The organism is Chromatium okenii, from assembly GCF_016583745.1.
Taxonomy (GTDB): Bacteria; Pseudomonadota; Gammaproteobacteria; order Chromatiales; family Chromatiaceae; genus Chromatium; species Chromatium okenii.
Genome location: NZ_NRRQ01000042.1, coordinates 1 through 18,370 on the forward strand (window position 1 = coordinate 1; position 18,370 = coordinate 18,370).

General features: G+C 50.6%; 20 protein-coding genes, 1 rRNA gene and 1 pseudogene. 14 read left to right on the forward strand and 8 right to left on the reverse strand.

Annotation, left to right across the window (positions count from 1 at the left end):
* The first annotated feature begins 3 nt into the window (after window positions 1-3).
* The 4 genes from rrf (at window position 4) to CKO12_RS12480 (ending at window position 1,563) form a co-directional block, all read left to right on the forward strand.
* Window positions 4-119, forward strand: a 5S ribosomal RNA gene (rrf, locus tag CKO12_RS12465).
* A 310-nt stretch (window positions 120-429) separates the two neighbouring features.
* A complete protein-coding gene (locus CKO12_RS12470; protein ID WP_200155061.1) occupies window positions 430-930 on the forward strand; it encodes a zinc ribbon domain-containing protein in 501 nt (166 codons plus the stop codon).
* A gap of 235 nt (window positions 931-1,165) precedes the next feature.
* Window positions 1,166-1,378: a type II toxin-antitoxin system HicB family antitoxin gene (locus CKO12_RS12475; protein ID WP_200155062.1), complete on the forward strand. Its 213-nt coding sequence runs from the start codon at window positions 1,166-1,168 to the stop codon at window positions 1,376-1,378.
* Window positions 1,375-1,563, forward strand: coding sequence for a type II toxin-antitoxin system HicA family toxin (locus CKO12_RS12480; RefSeq protein ID WP_200155063.1), 189 nt, complete (start codon window positions 1,375-1,377; stop codon window positions 1,561-1,563). Before CKO12_RS12475 ends, CKO12_RS12480 begins: the two co-directional genes overlap by 4 nt.
* Window positions 1,564-1,783: 220 nt before the next feature.
* Here CKO12_RS12480 and CKO12_RS12485 read toward each other — a convergent pair whose 3' ends face one another.
* Window positions 1,784-2,008, reverse strand: coding sequence for an AbrB/MazE/SpoVT family DNA-binding domain-containing protein (locus tag CKO12_RS12485; RefSeq protein WP_200155064.1), 225 nt, complete (start codon window positions 2,006-2,008; stop codon window positions 1,784-1,786).
* 325 nt (window positions 2,009-2,333) lie between these two features.
* Between CKO12_RS12485 and CKO12_RS12490 the strand changes: the two genes are divergently transcribed.
* Complete coding sequence (locus CKO12_RS12490; RefSeq protein ID WP_200155065.1) at window positions 2,334-3,686, forward strand: M16 family metallopeptidase; 1,353 nt, start codon at window positions 2,334-2,336, stop codon at window positions 3,684-3,686.
* 1 nt (window position 3,687) lies between these two features.
* On the opposite strand, the gene CKO12_RS12495 is transcribed toward CKO12_RS12490, so the two are convergent.
* Entirely contained in the window at window positions 3,688-4,878 is a 1,191-nt protein-coding gene (locus tag CKO12_RS12495; RefSeq protein ID WP_200155066.1) for a TraB/GumN family protein, read from the reverse strand.
* A gap of 185 nt (window positions 4,879-5,063) precedes the next feature.
* Between CKO12_RS12495 and CKO12_RS12500 the strand changes: the two genes are divergently transcribed.
* Window positions 5,064-5,489, forward strand: a complete 426-nt coding sequence (locus CKO12_RS12500; RefSeq protein ID WP_200155067.1) for a hypothetical protein — start codon at window positions 5,064-5,066, stop codon at window positions 5,487-5,489.
* A gap of 2 nt (window positions 5,490-5,491) precedes the next feature.
* Here CKO12_RS12500 and CKO12_RS12505 read toward each other — a convergent pair whose 3' ends face one another.
* Window positions 5,492-8,695, reverse strand: a complete 3,204-nt coding sequence (locus CKO12_RS12505; RefSeq protein WP_200155068.1) for a PAS domain-containing hybrid sensor histidine kinase/response regulator — start codon at window positions 8,693-8,695, stop codon at window positions 5,492-5,494.
* Between the two features lie 147 nt (window positions 8,696-8,842).
* Here CKO12_RS12505 and CKO12_RS12510 point away from each other — a divergent pair, with 147 nt between their 5' ends.
* The 7 genes from CKO12_RS12510 (at window position 8,843) to modC (ending at window position 13,754) form a co-directional block, all read left to right on the forward strand.
* The gene (locus tag CKO12_RS12510; RefSeq protein ID WP_200155069.1) at window positions 8,843-9,172 is read left to right on the forward strand and encodes a DUF190 domain-containing protein; all 330 of its coding nucleotides are present in this window, start codon (window positions 8,843-8,845) and stop codon (window positions 9,170-9,172) included.
* Window positions 9,169-9,684 (forward strand): disulfide bond formation protein B, encoded by a 516-nt coding sequence (locus tag CKO12_RS12515; RefSeq protein WP_200155070.1) that lies wholly within the window; start codon window positions 9,169-9,171, stop codon window positions 9,682-9,684. Before CKO12_RS12510 ends, CKO12_RS12515 begins: the two co-directional genes overlap by 4 nt.
* A gap of 61 nt (window positions 9,685-9,745) precedes the next feature.
* Window positions 9,746-10,549 carry a TOBE domain-containing protein gene (locus tag CKO12_RS12520; protein WP_200155071.1) on the forward strand — a complete coding sequence of 268 codons (804 nt, stop codon included), beginning with the start codon at window positions 9,746-9,748 and terminating at the stop codon, window positions 10,547-10,549.
* A 246-nt stretch (window positions 10,550-10,795) separates the two neighbouring features.
* Complete coding sequence (locus CKO12_RS12525; RefSeq protein WP_200155072.1) at window positions 10,796-11,218, forward strand: TOBE domain-containing protein; 423 nt, start codon at window positions 10,796-10,798, stop codon at window positions 11,216-11,218.
* Window positions 11,219-11,238: 20 nt separating this feature from the next.
* A complete protein-coding gene (gene modA / locus CKO12_RS12530) occupies window positions 11,239-11,994 on the forward strand; it encodes a molybdate ABC transporter substrate-binding protein (RefSeq protein WP_200155073.1) in 756 nt (251 codons plus the stop codon).
* A 4-nt stretch (window positions 11,995-11,998) separates the two neighbouring features.
* Window positions 11,999-12,679 carry a molybdate ABC transporter permease subunit gene (gene modB, locus CKO12_RS12535; RefSeq protein WP_200155074.1) on the forward strand — a complete coding sequence of 227 codons (681 nt, stop codon included), beginning with the start codon at window positions 11,999-12,001 and terminating at the stop codon, window positions 12,677-12,679.
* Window positions 12,680-12,683: 4 nt separating this feature from the next.
* Window positions 12,684-13,754, forward strand: coding sequence for a molybdenum ABC transporter ATP-binding protein (gene modC, locus CKO12_RS12540; RefSeq protein WP_200155075.1), 1,071 nt, complete (start codon window positions 12,684-12,686; stop codon window positions 13,752-13,754).
* A 98-nt stretch (window positions 13,755-13,852) separates the two neighbouring features.
* Here the strand turns inward: modC and CKO12_RS12545 are convergent, their stop codons facing one another.
* Window positions 13,853-14,134, reverse strand: coding sequence for a DUF2442 domain-containing protein (locus tag CKO12_RS12545; RefSeq protein WP_200155076.1), 282 nt, complete (start codon window positions 14,132-14,134; stop codon window positions 13,853-13,855).
* Window positions 14,131-14,436: a DUF4160 domain-containing protein gene (locus CKO12_RS12550; RefSeq protein ID WP_200155077.1), complete on the reverse strand. Its 306-nt coding sequence runs from the start codon at window positions 14,434-14,436 to the stop codon at window positions 14,131-14,133. The genes CKO12_RS12545 and CKO12_RS12550 overlap by 4 nt, the downstream gene beginning before the upstream one ends.
* Window positions 14,437-14,627: 191 nt before the next feature.
* On the opposite strand from CKO12_RS12550, the gene CKO12_RS12555 reads away from it, so the two are divergent.
* Window positions 14,628-15,368 carry an SIR2 family NAD-dependent protein deacylase gene (locus CKO12_RS12555; protein ID WP_200155078.1) on the forward strand — a complete coding sequence of 247 codons (741 nt, stop codon included), beginning with the start codon at window positions 14,628-14,630 and terminating at the stop codon, window positions 15,366-15,368.
* Between the two features lie 81 nt (window positions 15,369-15,449).
* On the opposite strand, the gene CKO12_RS12560 is transcribed toward CKO12_RS12555, so the two are convergent.
* From CKO12_RS12560 to CKO12_RS12570, 3 genes and pseudogenes are all read right to left on the reverse strand, one after another.
* The gene (locus CKO12_RS12560; RefSeq protein WP_200155079.1) at window positions 15,450-16,736 is read right to left on the reverse strand and encodes a PDDEXK-like family protein; all 1,287 of its coding nucleotides are present in this window, start codon (window positions 16,734-16,736) and stop codon (window positions 15,450-15,452) included.
* A gap of 96 nt (window positions 16,737-16,832) precedes the next feature.
* Window positions 16,833-17,615 carry a PP2C family protein-serine/threonine phosphatase gene (locus CKO12_RS12565; RefSeq protein WP_200155080.1) on the reverse strand — a complete coding sequence of 261 codons (783 nt, stop codon included), beginning with the start codon at window positions 17,613-17,615 and terminating at the stop codon, window positions 16,833-16,835.
* A 91-nt stretch (window positions 17,616-17,706) separates the two neighbouring features.
* A pseudogene (locus tag CKO12_RS12570) lies at window positions 17,707-18,159 on the reverse strand (AAA family ATPase); the annotation flags it as partial.
* Window positions 18,160-18,370: the final 211 nt, after the last annotated feature.

Sequence of the window (18,370 nt, forward strand, 5' to 3'; positions counted from 1 at the left end):
TTCCCTGGCGGCCATAGATCACTGGAACCACCTGATCCCATCCCGAACTCAGTCGTGAAACGGTGACTCGCCGATGCTAGTGTGGGGTCTCCCCATGTGAATGTAGGTTACTGCCAGGGTCTTAATCTAAAACCTCCGCTTCTTTATTGAGGCGGGGGTTTTCTTTGTGCGTGGTTTGGATTAGTATTCGAGTGCGTTTTATTCGAGCCAGCGATGCTTTTGTATGGTTTGCGAAACGCCGCCTAAAATTGAGGTTGTTTCTAACATAGAGTCTGTTATCCCTTAAAAACAAATACTTGACATCAGATACAGATGTAAGTATAAGGCGTTTTCATCAAGTTTAACAAATTTCTAGGTTGGCTTTTATCTCAGATTTGAGGTCGAAGTCTTGTTAGTGGCAACAAAACAAACGAAAGAAAGGAGAAGTAAATGGCTTTAACAAAATGTAAAGAGTGTGGTGAAGAAATCAGCAAGAAAGCTGAAAAATGTCCTAAATGTGGAGCACCTCAGAAAAAAAGAACATCAATTGTTACATGGCTTGTAACTATTTTGGTGGTGTTTTGGGCAGTTGGTTATTTTTCCGGTAACCTAGGCTCCGGCACAAGTAGTACAGCAACTAGCACACCTTCACCCAAAGAAATAGCCATGCAAAATGTTGAGCTAGATTTTTCTTGGGGTAAAGAAGGCTTCGGTAATGTAATGGAAGCCAATTTCACCATTACCAATAACAGCGAATATCAAATAAAGGACATTGAGATTACATGCACTCACTATGCAAAGAGCGGAACACGCATAGATATTAACGAACGCACCATTTTCGATGTCGTTCCAGCAAAGAGTAAGAAGAAATTTGATAAATTTAATATGGGGTTTATACATTCGCAAGCGGAAAAAACCGGGTGCGTAATTACAGATCTAAAGGTATACTAACAAAACCATCCAGCGGACGCGCCAAAGGCGCGCGCCGCTGATGGTTGCCGTTAGACAGGTCACATTTCGACACTATCACAAATGGTAGCAGCGTAGGTTGGGTTGCCGCTTTTAGCAACCCAACATAATCAGCAATCACCGTTTAACAAATGAACCCCCGCAGACGGCGTTGGTTATTCTGGAGTATCGTGCTCAACCTTTTCGTTAGGGCGCATATAGCCAAAAGAGGTAGATAATGAACCCTGTTTATACTGCCGTCGTGAAACAAGAAGATGATTGCTGGGTTGGCTGGATAGAAGAAGTGCCCGGTGTAAATTGTCAAGAAAAGACACACGAGGGTTTGCTGGATTCTCTTCGTATAACCCTGAAGGAAGCAATCGAATTCAATCGAGAAGATGCGCTATCTGCTGCGGGAACAAACTACATGGAAGAAAAAATCGCAGTATGAAACGCAGTGCCATTTTGAGATATTTACGCTCACAAGGCTGCGAACTTCTTCGGGAAGGAGGAAGTCATTCTTGGTGGTGGAATCCTAATCAAAATAAACGCTCATCTATACCGCGACACAACGAAATCAAAGACGTTCTTGTGGTGAAAATTTGCAAAGATCTCGGCGTCAATCCAATTAAATAACGATGCTGTGGCGTAGTAATCAACCACCTAAACCGCGCAATGCTTATTCAGTGTCTTCAATCTAAAACCACCTCTTCTTAATTGAATCGGTGGTTTTCTTTTGTGTTAAAGAATTGGCTGGGATGAATCACCAAGCCATTTAGCTAAATCTGATTCACTAAAATGACTGGCGGTTAATTTCTCACAACGACAACCTCATCTAATACCCATCGCGGCGCTATCATTTAGCCAACTCTTGAAAAGCATTGCTGTATTTTTTTAACACCTTTTCGGCAGCTTCCATTTGGGATGCAAAATCTTGCTGGTGAAGTGTAAGCACAAATCCTTCGGCATTTTCAACTAGATACAAGGCATCATCTTTACCAACATTAAATTTACTCAGCACTTCTTGCGGAAGTTCTATTCCCATAGAATCACCAACGGCAGTCACTTTTACCTTGAGCATAGTCGCACCTTAAATGTTGTTGTTTCTGTATTGCCTGAGTTTCTGTTGACGCTAATACGAAATGCGGCGTTATCACAAACCCGTTCCCAATTCACTTGGTGAGCGGGTTTTTTATGCAACAGCATCGTGTAATCGACGTTTTGATTTTGCAGTATTTACTATTCAGTGCCGGTTGAATTCATCACACTACATCACCATCTTGATCGTCGTGTGGGCGCTGCCGTTGCTTCTCAGCACAACTATAGTGGTAACATTGAGCGAGTAGCTTGTTTATTCGCACCACGCCAAACTGATCACTTTTGCCTTTACTGTTTTGGAGAATAATATGTCATATCGTGCGCTGATGTTGCTGTTGTGTTTATCGCCATTGCCGCTGAATGCAGCAACAACTGTTGTGGAATATACGCTTGCTAATGGCTTAAAAATTTTAGTGAAACCCGATCATCGTGCTCCAATTCTCACTTCACAACTGTGGTACCACATCGGCTCCAGTTATGAGCACGAGGGAATTACTGGCATCTCTCATGCGTTAGAGCACATGATGTTTCAAGGCACAACGCGGTTTGCGCCCAATGAATTCTCGCATATCATCGCGCAACATGGCGGCGAAGAAAACGCATTTACTGGTAATGATTACACCGCTTATTATGAAAATTTAGCCAATGATCGTTTAGAGATTGCGTTTGAATTAGAAGCGGAACGGATGCGCCAATTAACGCTGGGACAAACTGAATTTGCAAAAGAAATGGAGGTGATTAAAGAAGAGCGGCGAATGCGCACCGATGATGATCCGCAAGCGTTGGTTTATGAACGTTTCGCCGCCGTTGCGTATGACGTGTCGCCATATCGCCATCCGGTGATTGGTTGGGCAAATGATTTGGAACAATTGCAAGCACATGAATTGCGCGAGTGGTATCGCCAATGGTATGCGCCCAATAATGCAACGTTGGTTGTGGCAGGTGATATTGCGCCAGAACAGGTGTTGGCGCTGGCGACCACGCATTTCGGTCCGCTCAAGGCGGAAGTGCTCACTCCGCCCAAGTTGCCGCTGGAGCCGGAACAACGCGGCGAGAAACGGCTGCTGGTCAAAGCGCCCGCGAAGGAGCCGTATGTGTTGATGGGCTATAAAACGCCGGTGCTGCGCACCGCCGCCGCTGCTTGGGAACCCTACGCGCTGGAAATGCTGGCGTCGGTGCTGGATGGCGGCAGCAGCGCCCGCTTTGCGCGTGAATTAGTGCGCGGTCAACAACTTGCCGCTTCCGTGGGCGCGAGTTATGACGCCTTTGAACGACTGCCCGGCATGTTGTTATTTGATGCCGTGCCCGCTAACGGACACAGCGTGGCGGAAGTGGAACAGGCGGTACGCGCTCAAATTGCGCGGTTGCATACCGAGTTGGTGAGCGATGCGGAATTGGCGCGGGTACGCACCCAAGTCATCGCCGCTGAAATTTATAAACAAGACGCGCTCTTTGCGCAGGCGCTGCAATTGGGACGCTTGGTTGCCGTCGGTTTAGATTGGCGCTTGGGCGAGCAGTATGTCGCGCAACTCGCGGCAGTCACACCGGCGCAAATTCAAGCAGTTGCGCAAAAATATCTCATCCCCGACCGTCTGACGGTGGCAGTGCTGGAGCCGCAACCATTGGCTGCTGCGCCCAGTGCTGACAATCCGCCGCTGTGATTTAGAACAGCTTATTCACAATCTGCGCCCCGGCGCTATAAGTGCCAATCGCCGCGCCTAAGTTGCTGAATAAAAAGATTATCAGCACACGGGCAACGCGATTGCGCCACCAGCCGCGCCACTGCGCCACTTCGCTGCGCAGCCGCCCAAAATCGCCCACCGTCGGCGGACGCAAATGCAGTTCCACCGCGCTCGTGACCATTCCCACACCAATCAACGGATGCAGCGTCGTCAGTGGTGCGGCGAGAAAGGCGCTCACAATCGTCAGCGGATGCGCCAGCCCGGCTGCTGCGCCGAGTGCCGCCAAACCGCCCGTCAACCAAATCCAAGTGCTCATCAGCTCCCAGCCCAGTTGCGGACTGATGGCAAAACCCCACGCAAATCCGCCCACAATCAGCACCAGCAGCGCCCACGCCAACAGCGCCGGCCAGCGACTCGGCGCAGGCAATTGTTCCAATCGCGCCAGCGTCGCCTCCGGCGGCAAGGTGTCCTGCGTCAGCGCCGTCGTCATCCCGTGCAGATGACCAACGCCAATCACCACCAGCACCCGTTTCACCCCCAACCGCGTCGCCTCGCGCCGCAGCTTCGCCGCCATGTAGTGATCGCGCTCCACAATCAACGGCTCGTACAGATCGTGCCGATTGTTGGCGAATTCGGCAAAAGTCATCTCCAACACATCGACCGCTTTCAACTGCTCCACCGCCTCCTCAGTGATGTCATTGGTCGTCACCAACGCCGCCAACAGCCCACTAAACAGCGTATAGCGCCGCCACCAGCTCAGATTGGCGGCCAATCGTTTCAACGTGATCCCAATTTCGCGGTCAATCAGCAGCGTCGGCAACCCGCGCTCCTTCGCCAACCGCACCGCCATCCGCTGCTCGGCTCCAGATTCAATCCCAAATTGATCGGCGAGGCGCTGCTGATAAGCCGCCAACGCCAGATTAGCGACTACCATCGCCACTCGGTTTTGACGGATCACCGAAAACAAATCCATCTGCGCCAGCCCACGCGGATCAATTAACGCCTGAAAGCGGCTGCGGCACAGCTCCACCGCGATAGCGTCATACGCGCCCTCTTGAATTTCTCGCTGCACCTGCGCGGCGCTGAGGCGCGAGACATGCGCGGTGCCCAACACAGTGAGATGCAGCTCGCCGAGCGTTAGTTCGCAGCGCGGTTCTATATTTTCAGTCATTGTTTAGTTGTCAGTTATCAGTTATCAGTTAAAAATAAACTGAGCGCGTTATCAAGGCTTAAAAACCCACGCTCATTTTTTAATATCTTATGCTTTATTGTGATGCGGCAGTGATTATTGAAAATATAAACGATTGCTTGCGTTGTCAGTGAGCGGTAACAACGCTTTTTTTCGGAGCGCCATTCATGTTCAAACATTTCACACTTCACATCAGCACCCTGCTGACGGCAGCATTATTGGCAGGATGCGGCAGCATTGAACAAGACAAACGCGCCAATCATTTACAAGCGCGTACCAATGAATATCAATCGGCGCTGCGGTGGGGCTATTACGACATGGCAGCCAGTTTTTTACAGCCCGGCACGCATCCCGATCAAAATTCAACCGCACGATTTCAAGGTCTGCGTTTAACCGGTTATGACGTGGTGCAACCGTTGCGGCTTCACGATGCCACCACTGCCGTGCAAACCGTGCTGATTGACTATCTCTACGACGATCAACAAGTGGTCAAACAACTCGTCGATCAACAACGCTGGCGCTGGGACGGCACTCGCAGCGCGTGGTTCCTCGCTTCGGGACTGCCGAAATTCGTCACCGCCGCGCCGCGCTGACCTCAACGGGGCGGCAGCCAGTGCGCCAGCGCCTCCGCCAACGCCTGCGGTCGCATCGGCTTCGACACATAATCATTCATCCCCGCCGCCAAACACTGCTCCCGATCACCCTGCATCGCGTTGGCAGTCATCGCAATAATCGGCACCGCGTGATTGCGAATCACGGTCGCGGGATCACGAATTTGTCGCGCCGCCGCCAACCCATCTAACACCGGCATCTGCACATCCATCAGCACCAAGTCATACGGAATCGTCGCCAGCGCGTGCAGCGCCTCCGCCCCATTCGCCACCGCATCCGCTCGCAGCCCAAATTTCTTCAAAATTCCCAGCGCCAATTGTTGATTCACCGGATTGTCTTCCGCCACCAAAATCCGCGCCGAGCTGTGCGCAAACCGATCCGTCGTCGTCGCCGCACTCGCCGCTGGTCGCCGCCACTTGCCCGCTGCCGCCGCTCCCGCTACCGGTCGCAACAGCGTCACCAACAATTCCCACAGCTCCTGCTGGCGCACCGGCTTGGGTAATACGCCCGCAAAACCAATGGCTTCAAAGCGTTGTAACTCACCCGGACGCGGCAACGTCGGCAAAATCGCCAACTGCGTGCTCTGAAACCGCGTCTCCGCCCGCACCGCCAGCCCCAACTGCTCGCCGCTCATCGTTGGCATTTGCGCATCCACCAGCGCCAACTGAAACGGATCATCGGCTGCGAGCGCCAGCGCCAGCACTTCCAGCGCCTCCGCCCCGCTCGCCACCGCCACCGGACGCAGTTCCCATGCCAGCAACTGCTGCGTCAACCACTCGCGGCTGGTGGCGTTGTCATCCGCAAGCAACACCCGCCTGCCCGCCAATTCTGCCGCCGGCAGTCGCGGCACCCGCGCCGGCTGTTGTTTAGCCAACTGCGCCGTAAACCAAAACATCGAACCGCGCCCCGCCGTACTCTCGACGCCGACCGTGCCGCCCATCAATTCCGACAACTGGCGCGAGATCGCCAACCCCAGCCCGGTGCCGCCGTAATTGCGCGTCACCGACGCATCGACCTGACTAAACTTATTAAATAACAACCCGATTTTATCCGCCGGAATGCCAATCCCGGTATCGCGCACCGCAAAGCGCAATTGCACCGATTCCGCCGATTCCGCCAGCACCGTCACCGCCACTGCGACCTCGCCGCTGGCCGTGAATTTGATCGCGTTCCCCGTCAAATTGGTGAGGATTTGCCGCAGCCGTCCCGGATCACCGCGCAATTGCGTCGGCACTGCGGGCGCGGCCGCGCACAGCAATTCCAAACCTTTTTCGTGCGCTCGCGGCACCAAACTCGCAGCGAATTCATCCAGCAGCGCCGTTAAATCAAATTCCAACACTTCTAAATCAAGTTTACCGGCTTCAATTTTAGAAAAATCGAGAATATCGTTAATTAACGTCAGCAAGACTTCGCCGCTGGCGCGAATCGTTTCAGCATAACGATGTTGTTCTGGCGTCAATTCCGTATCAAGCAGCAAACCCGTCATACCAATCACGCCATTCATCGGCGTGCGAATTTCGTGGCTCATATTGGCGAGAAATTCACTTTTAGCAGCATTTGCAGTCTGCGCTTGCAGCGCCAGCGCGTGTGCCCGTTCTTGTGCAGCTTGTAATTCTAAATTGGATTCTAACAAGGCTTCTTTAGCGAGACGGCGATCAGTCACATCTCGCGCCACTGCATAAATGCGCTCACCAAATGGTTTCGCCCGCCATTCAATCCAGCGATAAGAACCCTCTTTACAGCGATAACGATTTTCAAATGAAAACACTTCAGTTTGTGTCGCTAAAACAGCGATCATTTCCGCAGTATGCTCGTGATCTTCGGGATGTACCAATTCAAGAAAAAAGAGTCCTTCTAATTCAGCAATTGAATAGCCCAACACGCGCTCCCATTCGGGATTTAACCGCAGGAATTGCCCGTTGGTGTTAGCGATGCAAAGCAAATCTAAACTGGAAGAAAAATAACGATCTAATTCCTCACTTTTATCACGCAGCAATAATTCTGCGTGTTTGCGCTCGGTAATATCTTGATGGGTGCCGAGCATCCAAATTGGTTCACGGGCGGGCGTCCAATCAATCACGCGCCCGCGATCTAAAATCCATACCCAATGCCCGTCGTGGTGGCGCATCCGCACTTCACATTCATAATCAACGCGCTCACCACGAAAATGCTGCGCTAATTGTTCACGGCTGCGATGTAAATCATCAGGATGCGTAAAACGTTCCCAAGTGTCGATACTAATTGGTTCAAGATCGGCAAGGCTGTAGCCAATTAATTCTGCCCACAATTCATTCAAAATCACCTCGCCGGTGCGCACGTTCCATTCCCAAGTGCCGACATGAATACCCAAAATGATACCGGCGAGTCGCTGCTGCTCGCGCATCAATGCCTGCTGCGTTTCCTGTTCCAGCGTTAAATCTTTGCTGATCCCAAAAATGCAGGCGTCACCGCTCCATTGCCCGCGCCAAGCGCGATTATCCATCGCCAGCAATTGCCCATTTTTTGCCACCAGCGGCAGCGGGCAACTGTCACGTCGCCCGGTCAATAATTGACCCAGATTGCGCTGCGCCTCACGACGGCGCTCGGCGGGATGCAATTCAAGCAGCGAGGTGCCCAATAATTCTTCGGCGTCATATCCGAGTTTGCGGGTGACAGCTTGATTGACATAACGGATGCTGCCGGTTGGGGTGGCGACAAAAACGAGTTCATCCATGCTCTCGAAAAAAGCCCGAAAATTGGCTTCGTTGTCGCGCAATTGCGTTTCTGCCCGCCAACGGTCGGTAATATCGCGGCTGATGCCGAGCAGACCGGCAAGCTCGCCAGCGGCGTTCCAATAGGGCGTTTTCAGCGTGTCAAATAGCGCCCGCCGCCCATCGGGAAAAGTACACCACTCTTCATTTCGGCGCGGTTCCAGTACGGCTAACATTTGCTGATCAAAGGTGCGAAATTCCGTTGCGACCGCTGCATCGAACAAATCAAAATCGGTTTTACCGAGAATATCGCCGCGCTCGCGCCCGACGAAGCTGGCAAACATCGGATTACAGCCGAGATAAACGCCAGTGAGGTCTTTGAAAAACACGAGATCGGGCGTGGCGTCTAACAGCGTGGCAATTAACCCGCATGGACGCGTGGTGGTGTCTTCAATCACTTGCAGTGGTGTCATCTGCGCGGTCTCATTATTAGTCATTCGTAGCGGCGGTGATTTTAGTTTTCAGTTTTTTGAGTTGTCAGTAAAAACACTGAAAAGGTTATTTTTGTTTGTCAATCTGTTTAATGTTCATATTAAAAAATAACCACTCAAAAAACATCAACTCAACAAAAAATGGAGTAAAAAATGCCAGATTGCTTTTTGAAATTTTATGTCGCCGAAAATCGCCGTTATCAACATCAATTGCTGTATGAATGGTTATTGGATGAAGCGCAGCGCAGCGGCTTTCATGGCGGCTCGGCATTTCGCGCTTTAGCCGGATTTGGACGTCACGGACGTTTGCATGATGAACATTTTTTTGAACTAGCGGGAGATGTGCCAGTGGAAGTTGGTTTTGTCATCAGTGAAGCGGACGCGGAGCGATTTATCGCTCAACTCGCCGCGCACAACCTCAATTTATTTTATCTGCGCGTGCCCGTCACCGCCGGCTTCACCTTGGGAGCGCCCGCGCTATGAGGCTAACACTCACATCGCGCCGCAGTTGGGCACTGGTCGCCATTCTCAGCGCCAGCGTCGCCCTCTCCAGCCTGATTTTGACTCCGCTGTTGGCGCTTGATCCCTGTCATCTGTGCATCGTGCAGCGGACGTTATTTCTGCTGCTGGCGCTGACAGCAACCGCCGCTGTGTTCACCACCCCGCAGCGCCTCGGCGAATATCTGCTCGGCGGCGTGATCGTCATTTTGAGCGCCGCCGGCAGCGCCGTCGCCAGTTATCAAAGCTGGCTGCAATGGCAACCACCAGACACGGTGTCTTGCGTCAGCAGCGAGTTGAGCTGGATTGAGCAGACGGTGGAATGGCTCGGCGAGCGACTGCCAACGCTGTTTTTAGCGACCGGTTTTTGTGAAGACCGCGAGCTGGTCATCTTCGGTCTGTCGCTGGCAAATCTCGCCGCCATCTTGTTCATCATTATCTTGGCGTTCACGCTGCGGACGTTGGAACGCAGTCGCAATTCCCCGCGCACTATTTAACGGGCGCGAGCGGCTGGAGTGTGAACATTATCAACTGTTTGATTTATGAGGGTTTATTGCCATGTCCACCTCGCTCAATATCGGCGGTCAATTTTGGCTCAACGGCAATGACAACACTCCGCTGGGGGAGGAGCGGATCGCGCTGTTAGAACAGATCGCCGTGTCTGGTTCGATTACCCAAGCCGCAAAAGCCTTAAAAATCAGCTACAAATGCGCGTGGGACGCGGTGGACAGCATGAATAACGTCGCTCCCGCGCCGGTGGTCACGACCGCTACCGGTGGACGCGGCGGCGGCGGGGCGCGGCTGACGCCGGAAGGTGAACGCTTGATCGCCGCTTATCGCACCATCGCAGCGGAATATGCCCAGTTTCTCGAAGGAATGAATGCGCGGCTGGGCGATTCAACCGCAGCGTTGACGCTGGTGCGGCACTTGGCACTGCGCACCAGTGCGCGGAATCAATTGTTGGCCAAAGTGGTGGAAGTGACGCTGCGGACGGTTGACGCCGAAGTGGTGCTGGAAATATCGGGCGGAGCGCGGATCGTCGCTGGCGTGACCAATGAAAGCGTGGAAACGCTGCGCTTGCGACCGGGGCGAGCAGTCTGGGCATTGCTGAAAGCGGTCGCGGTGCAGATCGTGATTGCGCCTGATCCCCACGCCAGCGCCGGAATCAATCAACTGTGCGGCGTGGTGCAGCGTCTCACTCGTGGCGATACCACCGCCGAAGTGGTCATCGCGCTGCCTTCTGAAGTGACGCTGCGCGGATTATTGCCGCTGGCGCAGCTCGAACAGTTTGGTTTGCGCGAAGGCAGCAGAGCGTGTGCGGTCTTTTCTGCCGCCAGCATCATTATCGGCGTGGACAGTTAGCGCCGATCTCGGCTGCCGCAGCGCACCATTTTAACGCGCTGCGCTATGTTTTAGTGCAGATAACGCCCCGTATTTTCCCCCGCTACTTTGCCCCGCAAGCCTTACGCCATAACGCTTGCTTGGCATAATCCATGCTTTTTCAGCGAGGCTAATCGTTGTATAGTCAACAGTGGAACCGCCGCTTTTGTGCAAATTAACAAACAAAGACGGCGGGATTTCATTCAACTTTCACAGGATCATCAGCTCATGCTTACTAGTGCCCGCAATCAATTCCTTGGCACCGTTAAATCCGTCGATCAAGGCGCAGTGAATTCCGAGATTATTCTCGATGTCAACGGTCTCGAATTAACCGCGATGATTACCAACCATAGCGTCGCCCATTTAGGATTAGCGACCGGCCGCGCCGCCTACGCGCTCATTAAAGCGCCGTCCGTTATCGTGCTCACCGATTCAACGATTAAAACCAGCGCCCGTAATCAAATTTGGGGCACGGTATCACGCTGCGAACCCGGCGCAGTGAATGCCATCGTCATCATCGCGTCCGACGCTGGTCCAGAAATCACCGCATCAATCACGCTTGACAGTTTGAATAGCTTGGGACTTGCGCCCGGCGTTCGTGCCTGCGCATTGATTAAAGCGTCGCAGATCATTGTGGCCACTAAATCCTGAGCACCAGCCGGAGTATTTTTATGAACCCAATTCGTTATTTTTTGCTAACGCTGGCGCTGCTCAGTGCCAGCGTGGTCGCGCACGCCGATGAGATTCAAGTTGCAGTGGCTGCTAATTTTACTGCGCCGATGAAAGAAATCGCAGCGGCATTTACCAAAGAAACCGGTCATCAGATCAAAGCGGCTTACGGCGCAACCGGCAAGTTTTATGCGCAAATTCAAAACGGCGCACCGTTTGAGATTTTATTGGCGGCAGATGACAGCACGCCCGCGAAGTTAATTAAAGAAGGCAATGCGGTTGCTGATTCGCAATTCACCTACGCGATTGGCAAATTGGTGTTGTGGTCAGCGAAAGCGGGTTTTGTGGACGCGCAGGGCAAGGTATTGACGACGGGCGATTTTCAAAAGGTTGCAATTGCGAATCCCAAAGCTGCGCCTTATGGCGCGGCAGCGCTGGCGGTATTAAAACAACAGGGATTATTGGATGCAGTGCAGCCCAAATTCGTGACCGGAGAGAACATCGCGCAAACCTTTCAATTCGTAGAAACGGGCAATGCGGAACTCGGTTTTATCGCGCTGGCGCAGGTGCAGAAAGATAGCAAATTAACGCACGGTTCGATGTGGTTAATTCCGGCGCAGTTATATCCGCCGATTCTCCAAGATGCAGTGATTTTGAATGCAGGTAAAGAAAAACCGGCAGTTGCGGCGCTGATGACTTATCTCAAAGGTGAGACGGCGCAAGCAATTATTCACAGCTTTGGATATGACCTGAAATAACGCGATGTGGCTCAGTAGCGACGATTTACAAGCGATCTGGCTGACGTTGCGTTTAGCCGGAATTGTAACGGCGATTTTATTCGTCGTGGGAACGCCAGTGGCGTGGTGGTTGGCACAAACGTCATCGCGCTGGAAAGGCCCGATTAGCGCAGTGGTTGCATTGCCGCTGGTATTACCGCCGTCGGTGCTGGGCTTTTATCTGTTATTAGCAATGGGGCCGAGCGGGCCGGTGGGACAATTCACGCAGGCGCTCGGCATCGGTTTGCTGCCGTTTACCTTTTGGGGTTTAGTCATCGCTTCAGTGTTTTATTCATTTCCATTTATGGTGCAGCCGGTGCAAAACGCTTTTGAAACGATTGGCACCCGTCCGCTGGAAGTCGCTGCAACACTTCGCGCTTCACCATTGGATACTTTTTTCACGGTCGTATTACCGCTGGCAGCGCCGGGCTTTTTAACGGCGGGGATTCTCACCTTTGCCCACACCGTTGGTGAATTCGGCGTGGTGTTAATGATTGGCGGCAATATTCCTGATTTAACTCGCGTCGTATCGGTGCAGATTTACGATCATGTTGAAGCAATGGAATATGCCGACGCGCATCGTTTATCAGCGGTGATGGTGGCATTTTCTTTTGCAGTTTTGTTGGCGCTTTATGTTTGGCAACATCGCGGGCGCAAGGAAACTTAAATCAATGGATACTATCGCTGCTCGCTTTCAACTCAATTGGCCGGGCTTTCAATTGGATGTTGATCTCAATTTACCCGGACGTGGCGTTACCGCGCTATTCGGTCATTCTGGTTCTGGCAAAACCACGTTGCTGCGCTGCATCGCCGGTTTAGAACACGCGCCCCGCGGTTTCTTATCATTCAAAGGCGAGATTTGGCAGGACGCGACAACGTGGGTGCCGACTTATCGCCGGCCGCTGGGTTATGTTTTTCAAGAAGCGAGTTTATTTCCGCATCTGACCGTCTTGGGCAATCTGCGCTACGGGCTGAAACGGATCGCGGCAGCCGAGCGGCGCAGTCTGGAGCAAGCGGTCGAACTGCTCGGCATCGGTCATCTGTTGGCGCGGAAACCGGAGCGGCTGTCGGGCGGCGAGCGCCAGCGCGTCGGGATTGCGCGGGCGCTGGCGGTGAATCCGCGCATTTTATTGATGGATGAACCGCTCGCGGCGCTCGATCTCAAACGCAAACAAGAAATCCTGCCGTATCTCGAACGGCTGCACGATTTGCTTGAAATTCCAGTGCTTTACGTCAGCCATGCGCCGGATGAAGTGGCGCGATTAGCCGATCATTTGGTGGTCATGGACGGCGGGCTGGTGCAGGCAAGTGGGGCGTTGATGGAAACGCTGGCGCGGCTGGATGTGCCGATTCGCCTCGGTGAAGACGCGGGCGTGGTGCTTGATGCGACCGTCGCCGAACGCGATGCGCAGTGGCAATTAGCGCGGGTGGATTTTGCGGGCGGCAGTCTTTGGAGCCGCGACCGAGGGCTGGCGCTGGGGCAGCATGTGCGGGTGCGGGTGCTGGCGCGGGATGTCAGTTTGGCGACCAAACATCAAGAAAATACGAGCATTCTCAATCTGTTATCTGGCAAGGTCGATGCGATTGCTGATGATGAGCATCCGGGGTTGGCACTGGTGCGGGTGCAAATTGGTGAAGCGGTGTTGCTGGCGCGAGTGACCAAACGGTCGGCGGCGGCGCTCGGCATCGCGCTGGGGCAGCAGATTTGGGTGCAGGTTAAATCGGTGGCGCTGATGGAATAACAAATAGATTAGAAATTCCTAGCAGTACTCCATCAGTAAAGATAAAAATCTGTAAAACTACTGATGATAGTGCTGCCTCTGGTTCGTTAATTAACCCACTATGCCGCCGTTTCAAATGTTGCTGGTTTTTCTATCTGATTGCAGTATAAATCCATCATTGGAAAGCAAAGATCATAATCACCCCAAATCAATTCACCATATTCAATACGAAAAGTAGAAAACCATTGAGGATCAAGATAAGCGCGAATATCAGGATGCAAGGAATTGGTTAAAAATGGTTTGAAATCAACGCATTGTTGAGTTCCGTCATCGAAAGTTAAATCGACACGATAATTGCTCATTTCTACCGCAGACACGATGTTAATGATTTGGGTACTCATTTGAGCCTCCGAGTAATTATTTCTGACTTGATTGGTTTGTGCATGACAAAAAAATCGATCCACTTCGCAATAATATCATCCGCCCGCGCTGAAACAATTTCATCAAAAAAACGTAGTTCATTCGGTTCCAGTGGTACGCGACCTGCTACGGTTGTATAGCGAATCTTCGTGACCACTCCATTTATAATAATCAATTCTGCGCGTGATTCTCGTCCTTGGCATTTGCCATGCACATGCACTGGCGCGTGTTCGTTAGCATAAAACAGTACAACAAGTCCAAAGTATTCATAAAGTTTTGGCATCGAAAGATCATTTTAAAACGATAAAAACCTATTTTATCCTATTGATCAAAGCACTACCACAAGTGTTTATTAGGTTTAACGCGTGTTTGTAGTCACCACAATCGGTATTGCGCCGGCAGCAGATTTGGGTGTAGGTTAAATCAGTGGCGCTGATGGAATAGCGATATTTCATTACAGAATCAATTTACTGGATGCGACAAAACATGCTTTTCAATAAATCACGGTACTCACGAATAGTCATTCTCACTGGTGCTGGCGTCTCAGCAGGTTCTGGTCTTCGCACCTATCGAGGACCTAATGGAGTTTGGGAAGAATATGAAGTGGCAAAGTTTGGTCACGCCGAAGCACTGGCTAATCGACCCGAAGAAACATGGCGTCTATTCGGTGGCAGAAGAGAGCTAATTCTTGCGGCAAAACCCAATGCGGCACATTTGGCGCTGGCTGAATGGGAAGCGGCGCTTGCCCCGCACCAAGAATTTCTTCTTGTGACACAGAATGTTGATGGGCTGCACCAGTGCGCAGGCAGCAAGAATGTCGTCGAAATTCACGGGAACGTCATGTTCACACGGTGCAGCAACGCATCTTGCGACCTCGAACTTTACCGTGACGAACAAAGTCACCTCAACAAAGTGCCAATATGCCCCAAGTGCGGCTCGGTACTTCGCCCTAATGTGGTGCTCTTCGGTGAAGAAATACCCGTCTTACCAAGTTGGACTGTTAAACGCGCCCTGCGTGACTGCGATCTATTCATTGCGGTAGGTACTTCTGGTCTTGTTACACCAGCAGCAAATTATGTCAGGGGCGCTGAATACGCTGGAGCCAGAACCATTCTCGTTAATCTTGAACCTATGGCGCAGCCCAATCCGGCATTCAAAGAGCAATATCTAGGACCAGCAGATGAGGTGTTGCCCGAATTGCTTGCTAAGTTGTGATTGCCTAACAAGTAATGATTTTGGTGCATTCAACGTACACCAAAATCAAAACCGCATCAGAATTGGGTTATAAACATGCTGCTATATGTTGACCGATTCTGCTGCAACAATGAGGTCGTCGGTTATTGAAGCAGTAATAACAGGAGATACTGAACACGACATTGCTCCGAGTATTTTGTTAATCTCCTCAGCGTATTCCTTTGCCCTCGTAATAGCTTCTTCGATGTGTTCCTCACCAATATCATTTCCAGGGTCTAAAATGCAGCGATCTTCGTGCTTGTTAATAGGCAAAGCGTAATATAAGTCTTCTTCTCCTTTTACCCAGTCAACTGATTTTAAATCTGAGTTAAAAAAGGTGCTGCCCTTTTTAACATAAGGGAATACACCAAACCAGCCATACTTGTATATCTTGATTCCAAGACCATCAGGCCACTCAGGACATTTCAAATCAATACTGCATCTCACAATATCGGGTGTTTTTGGAACGCACTCACATTTTTTATCTATTACTTGAAAGCCCTCTTGTTTTGCACGTTCCTCAATTGAGATGATTTTGTTCGTCACGGTGGGGTTTGTTACTGCGCCTTGTGAACATGCGCTCGGCGACTGAAAAAACAAATCTTCTATTTTTCTGGAAACGCAGTGTGTGTATGAGTTGACAATATACTTATACGCCGCCTCATTTTCTGAAAAAATCTTGTAGCAAAGTTCTTGAATCTCACTATTTCCGCCGCACACGAAAACCTCCAAATGCTTAATAAATTGCTTGATAAAAACAGATGCGTCTGATTTCCTGTCAACAGTTGAGCAAAGCAAACAATTTTTCAGTAAATCAATGATCACTGTGTAAGATACACAGTAAACTGGAACCGAAGAAGTATTATCAATGGTGTCTGGATTCCGTCCCGAAGGTGTCAAAAATATAAGACATTGATTGTATGTTGGGTATTTTTTCTTCAATGTCTCTTGATACCTTTTGATCTGAGCAGGCTGTTCTCCTGCCCAGATTTTATTTTCGATAGCAATGACCAGTTTAATGCTAGGAAAATCGATCACGATGTCTATGTAGTTAAGTTCGCGTGATATTTTTGCGTCTTTTCCAAAAGCAGATTGAAAAACGGCACATTGAATTCTTGTTCCATTGCAAGGATCAACGGTGCGCAGATGCTCCATAACTGCATTGATAAAGCTGTCACCTAAACCGTGCGGCTCTTTTTTGTTCAAAAGACTGGCAAGAATGTTGGAATAAACAAATTCTTTACCTCTAACGCCCATTACTTTGAAAAGATCAAATTGATGTGAATATGAACACAGCGCATTGAATTCAACACAATTCTGAAAGGTTTCTAAATCGTTCGTTTTGGTCATGGCTTCAGTTCCTAAAAAGTAGATGGATAAAGTGCTGAATTTTAGTGCCTGTCAAGACACTTAATCAGCCCTCCCTTGAGTGCAATCATTATCACCCTATCTCCGCAACAAAATCAACGAAAAATTATCCGGCGCTCCAGCGGTTAAAACCGCATCTCGATAACGACTAACCTGCTCATTCACCGGCAATGCGACATCATAAAGTGCCGCCAATTGCGCATCGCCGAGAGTGTCATGGACGCCATCGGTGCATAGTATAAAAGTTTCTCCCGCAGCCCAATTCCCTTGCTGCCAATGCACAGCAAAACATTCTTCCGCTTCATCGGCAATCAACATGTGTTCTAAATCGTTATAAAGCTGACCGACTGATTGATCTGCGCTAATTTCGCCGCGTTCAATCATGGATTGACGATAGGTGTGATCTTTCGATAAACACTGCCAAACGCCCTCCGAATTAACGTGGTATACCCGCGAATCACCGACATTCACCACGCTAAAACGGGCATCGCGCCATTGCAATAAAGCTAAGGTAGTCGCTGCGCCGTGTGTGCGCGAATTGCCAGCAAGTTTGTGGCATAAATCAGCGTAAATAAAACGACGAATAAGGCGTGGCGCAATCCAACCCTCTTGTAATAATTCTGGGTGCGTTTGGCAGGCAATGCGCAGAGATTTCAGAACCGCCCGACTTGCTAAATGCGGCGTCGGGCTAATTGCTACTCCGTCGGCAACGGCACATAACCCTTCGGATTGACTCACAACACAATGCGTTATCGGCGCATTGACAGATTGCACAATATCCTGCGCCACCAATAAAGCGTCTTGCTGGCTGCGGGCAATTCGTCCCCGATGTTGCGTAAAAGCAATTTCTATATTGTGCATTGTGAGTGATGCCAATTAAATTGAGTATTGAAAAAACCAATGATGACAGATCACGCCATTAACGCAGCGTGACCAGTCATCTGTTCAGTTTTTAAGTCACCTGCCGATTATCACCCTGTTTTAAGCGACATTCCGCCGCCAATTTTCGCAAGAATTGCTCCGGAGTGAATTCATCGCTCAATAATTGCCGCTGGCGGCACACGTTGGCAAAATCACCGGGCGTTAACTGATTGAGTTGTTCTAAATGTCGCATCAATAGCGGCGAAACCACGCTTTGCGCATCGCCGAAGACTTCGCGGGCAAATAACGCTACTCGCTGCGCCAGCGTCAATGCTTGAAAATTTAGCTTGAAATCAAACCGCCGCAGCGCCGCCGCATCAATTCCGCTCATTAAGTTGGTCGCAGCAATGAAAATGCCCGGATACCGCTCCATTTGCTGCAATAACTCGTTGACTTGCATCCGTTCCCAATTACGGTGCGCTTGCTGCCGGTCGCTCAAAAAACTGTCCACTTCATCTAAAAACAATACTGTTTGCGTTGGGTCGCATTCTCGAAATAATCGCTAGGAGTTACGCAGTTGACCAAAAATAGCTTTAGAATATAGTCGATCCACCACAAAATGATTGTTAAAATCGGCGCAGCACCTTCAATCCTACTGTTGTGCCGCAATCAATTTATTCTGGCTTGGCTATACAAAGATGAACGCTGCAAAATGTACCGAACAAGATTACATTCAGTTTTTAATCGCTACTCCG

Bases quoted from the DNA above. Each gene is read 5' to 3' on its own strand.
- CKO12_RS12480 (WP_200155063.1), top strand. From the start codon at position 1,375: ATGAAACGCAGTGCCATTTTGAGATATTTACGCTCACAAGGCTGCGAA.
- CKO12_RS12510 (WP_200155069.1), top strand. From the start codon at position 8,843: ATGCCAGATTGCTTTTTGAAATTTTATGTCGCCGAAAATCGCCGTTAT.
- CKO12_RS12475 (WP_200155062.1), top strand. From the start codon at position 1,166: ATGAACCCTGTTTATACTGCCGTCGTGAAACAAGAAGATGATTGCTGG.
- CKO12_RS12565 (WP_200155080.1), bottom strand. From the start codon at position 17,615: ATGCACAATATAGAAATTGCTTTTACGCAACATCGGGGACGAATTGCC.
- CKO12_RS12525 (WP_200155072.1), top strand. From the start codon at position 10,796: ATGCTTACTAGTGCCCGCAATCAATTCCTTGGCACCGTTAAATCCGTC.
- CKO12_RS12500 (WP_200155067.1), top strand. From the start codon at position 5,064: ATGTTCAAACATTTCACACTTCACATCAGCACCCTGCTGACGGCAGCA.
- CKO12_RS12520 (WP_200155071.1), top strand. From the start codon at position 9,746: ATGTCCACCTCGCTCAATATCGGCGGTCAATTTTGGCTCAACGGCAAT.
- CKO12_RS12470 (WP_200155061.1), top strand. From the start codon at position 430: ATGGCTTTAACAAAATGTAAAGAGTGTGGTGAAGAAATCAGCAAGAAA.
- CKO12_RS12505 (WP_200155068.1), bottom strand. From the start codon at position 8,695: ATGACTAATAATGAGACCGCGCAGATGACACCACTGCAAGTGATTGAA.
- modC (WP_200155075.1), top strand. From the start codon at position 12,684: ATGGATACTATCGCTGCTCGCTTTCAACTCAATTGGCCGGGCTTTCAA.
- CKO12_RS12490 (WP_200155065.1), top strand. From the start codon at position 2,334: ATGTCATATCGTGCGCTGATGTTGCTGTTGTGTTTATCGCCATTGCCG.
- CKO12_RS12560 (WP_200155079.1), bottom strand. From the start codon at position 16,736: ATGACCAAAACGAACGATTTAGAAACCTTTCAGAATTGTGTTGAATTC.
- CKO12_RS12550 (WP_200155077.1), bottom strand. From the start codon at position 14,436: ATGCCAAAACTTTATGAATACTTTGGACTTGTTGTACTGTTTTATGCT.
- CKO12_RS12555 (WP_200155078.1), top strand. From the start codon at position 14,628: ATGCGACAAAACATGCTTTTCAATAAATCACGGTACTCACGAATAGTC.
- CKO12_RS12495 (WP_200155066.1), bottom strand. From the start codon at position 4,878: ATGACTGAAAATATAGAACCGCGCTGCGAACTAACGCTCGGCGAGCTG.
- modB (WP_200155074.1), top strand. From the start codon at position 11,999: ATGTGGCTCAGTAGCGACGATTTACAAGCGATCTGGCTGACGTTGCGT.
- CKO12_RS12485 (WP_200155064.1), bottom strand. From the start codon at position 2,008: ATGCTCAAGGTAAAAGTGACTGCCGTTGGTGATTCTATGGGAATAGAA.
- modA (WP_200155073.1), top strand. From the start codon at position 11,239: ATGAACCCAATTCGTTATTTTTTGCTAACGCTGGCGCTGCTCAGTGCC.
- CKO12_RS12545 (WP_200155076.1), bottom strand. From the start codon at position 14,134: ATGAGTACCCAAATCATTAACATCGTGTCTGCGGTAGAAATGAGCAAT.
- CKO12_RS12515 (WP_200155070.1), top strand. From the start codon at position 9,169: ATGAGGCTAACACTCACATCGCGCCGCAGTTGGGCACTGGTCGCCATT.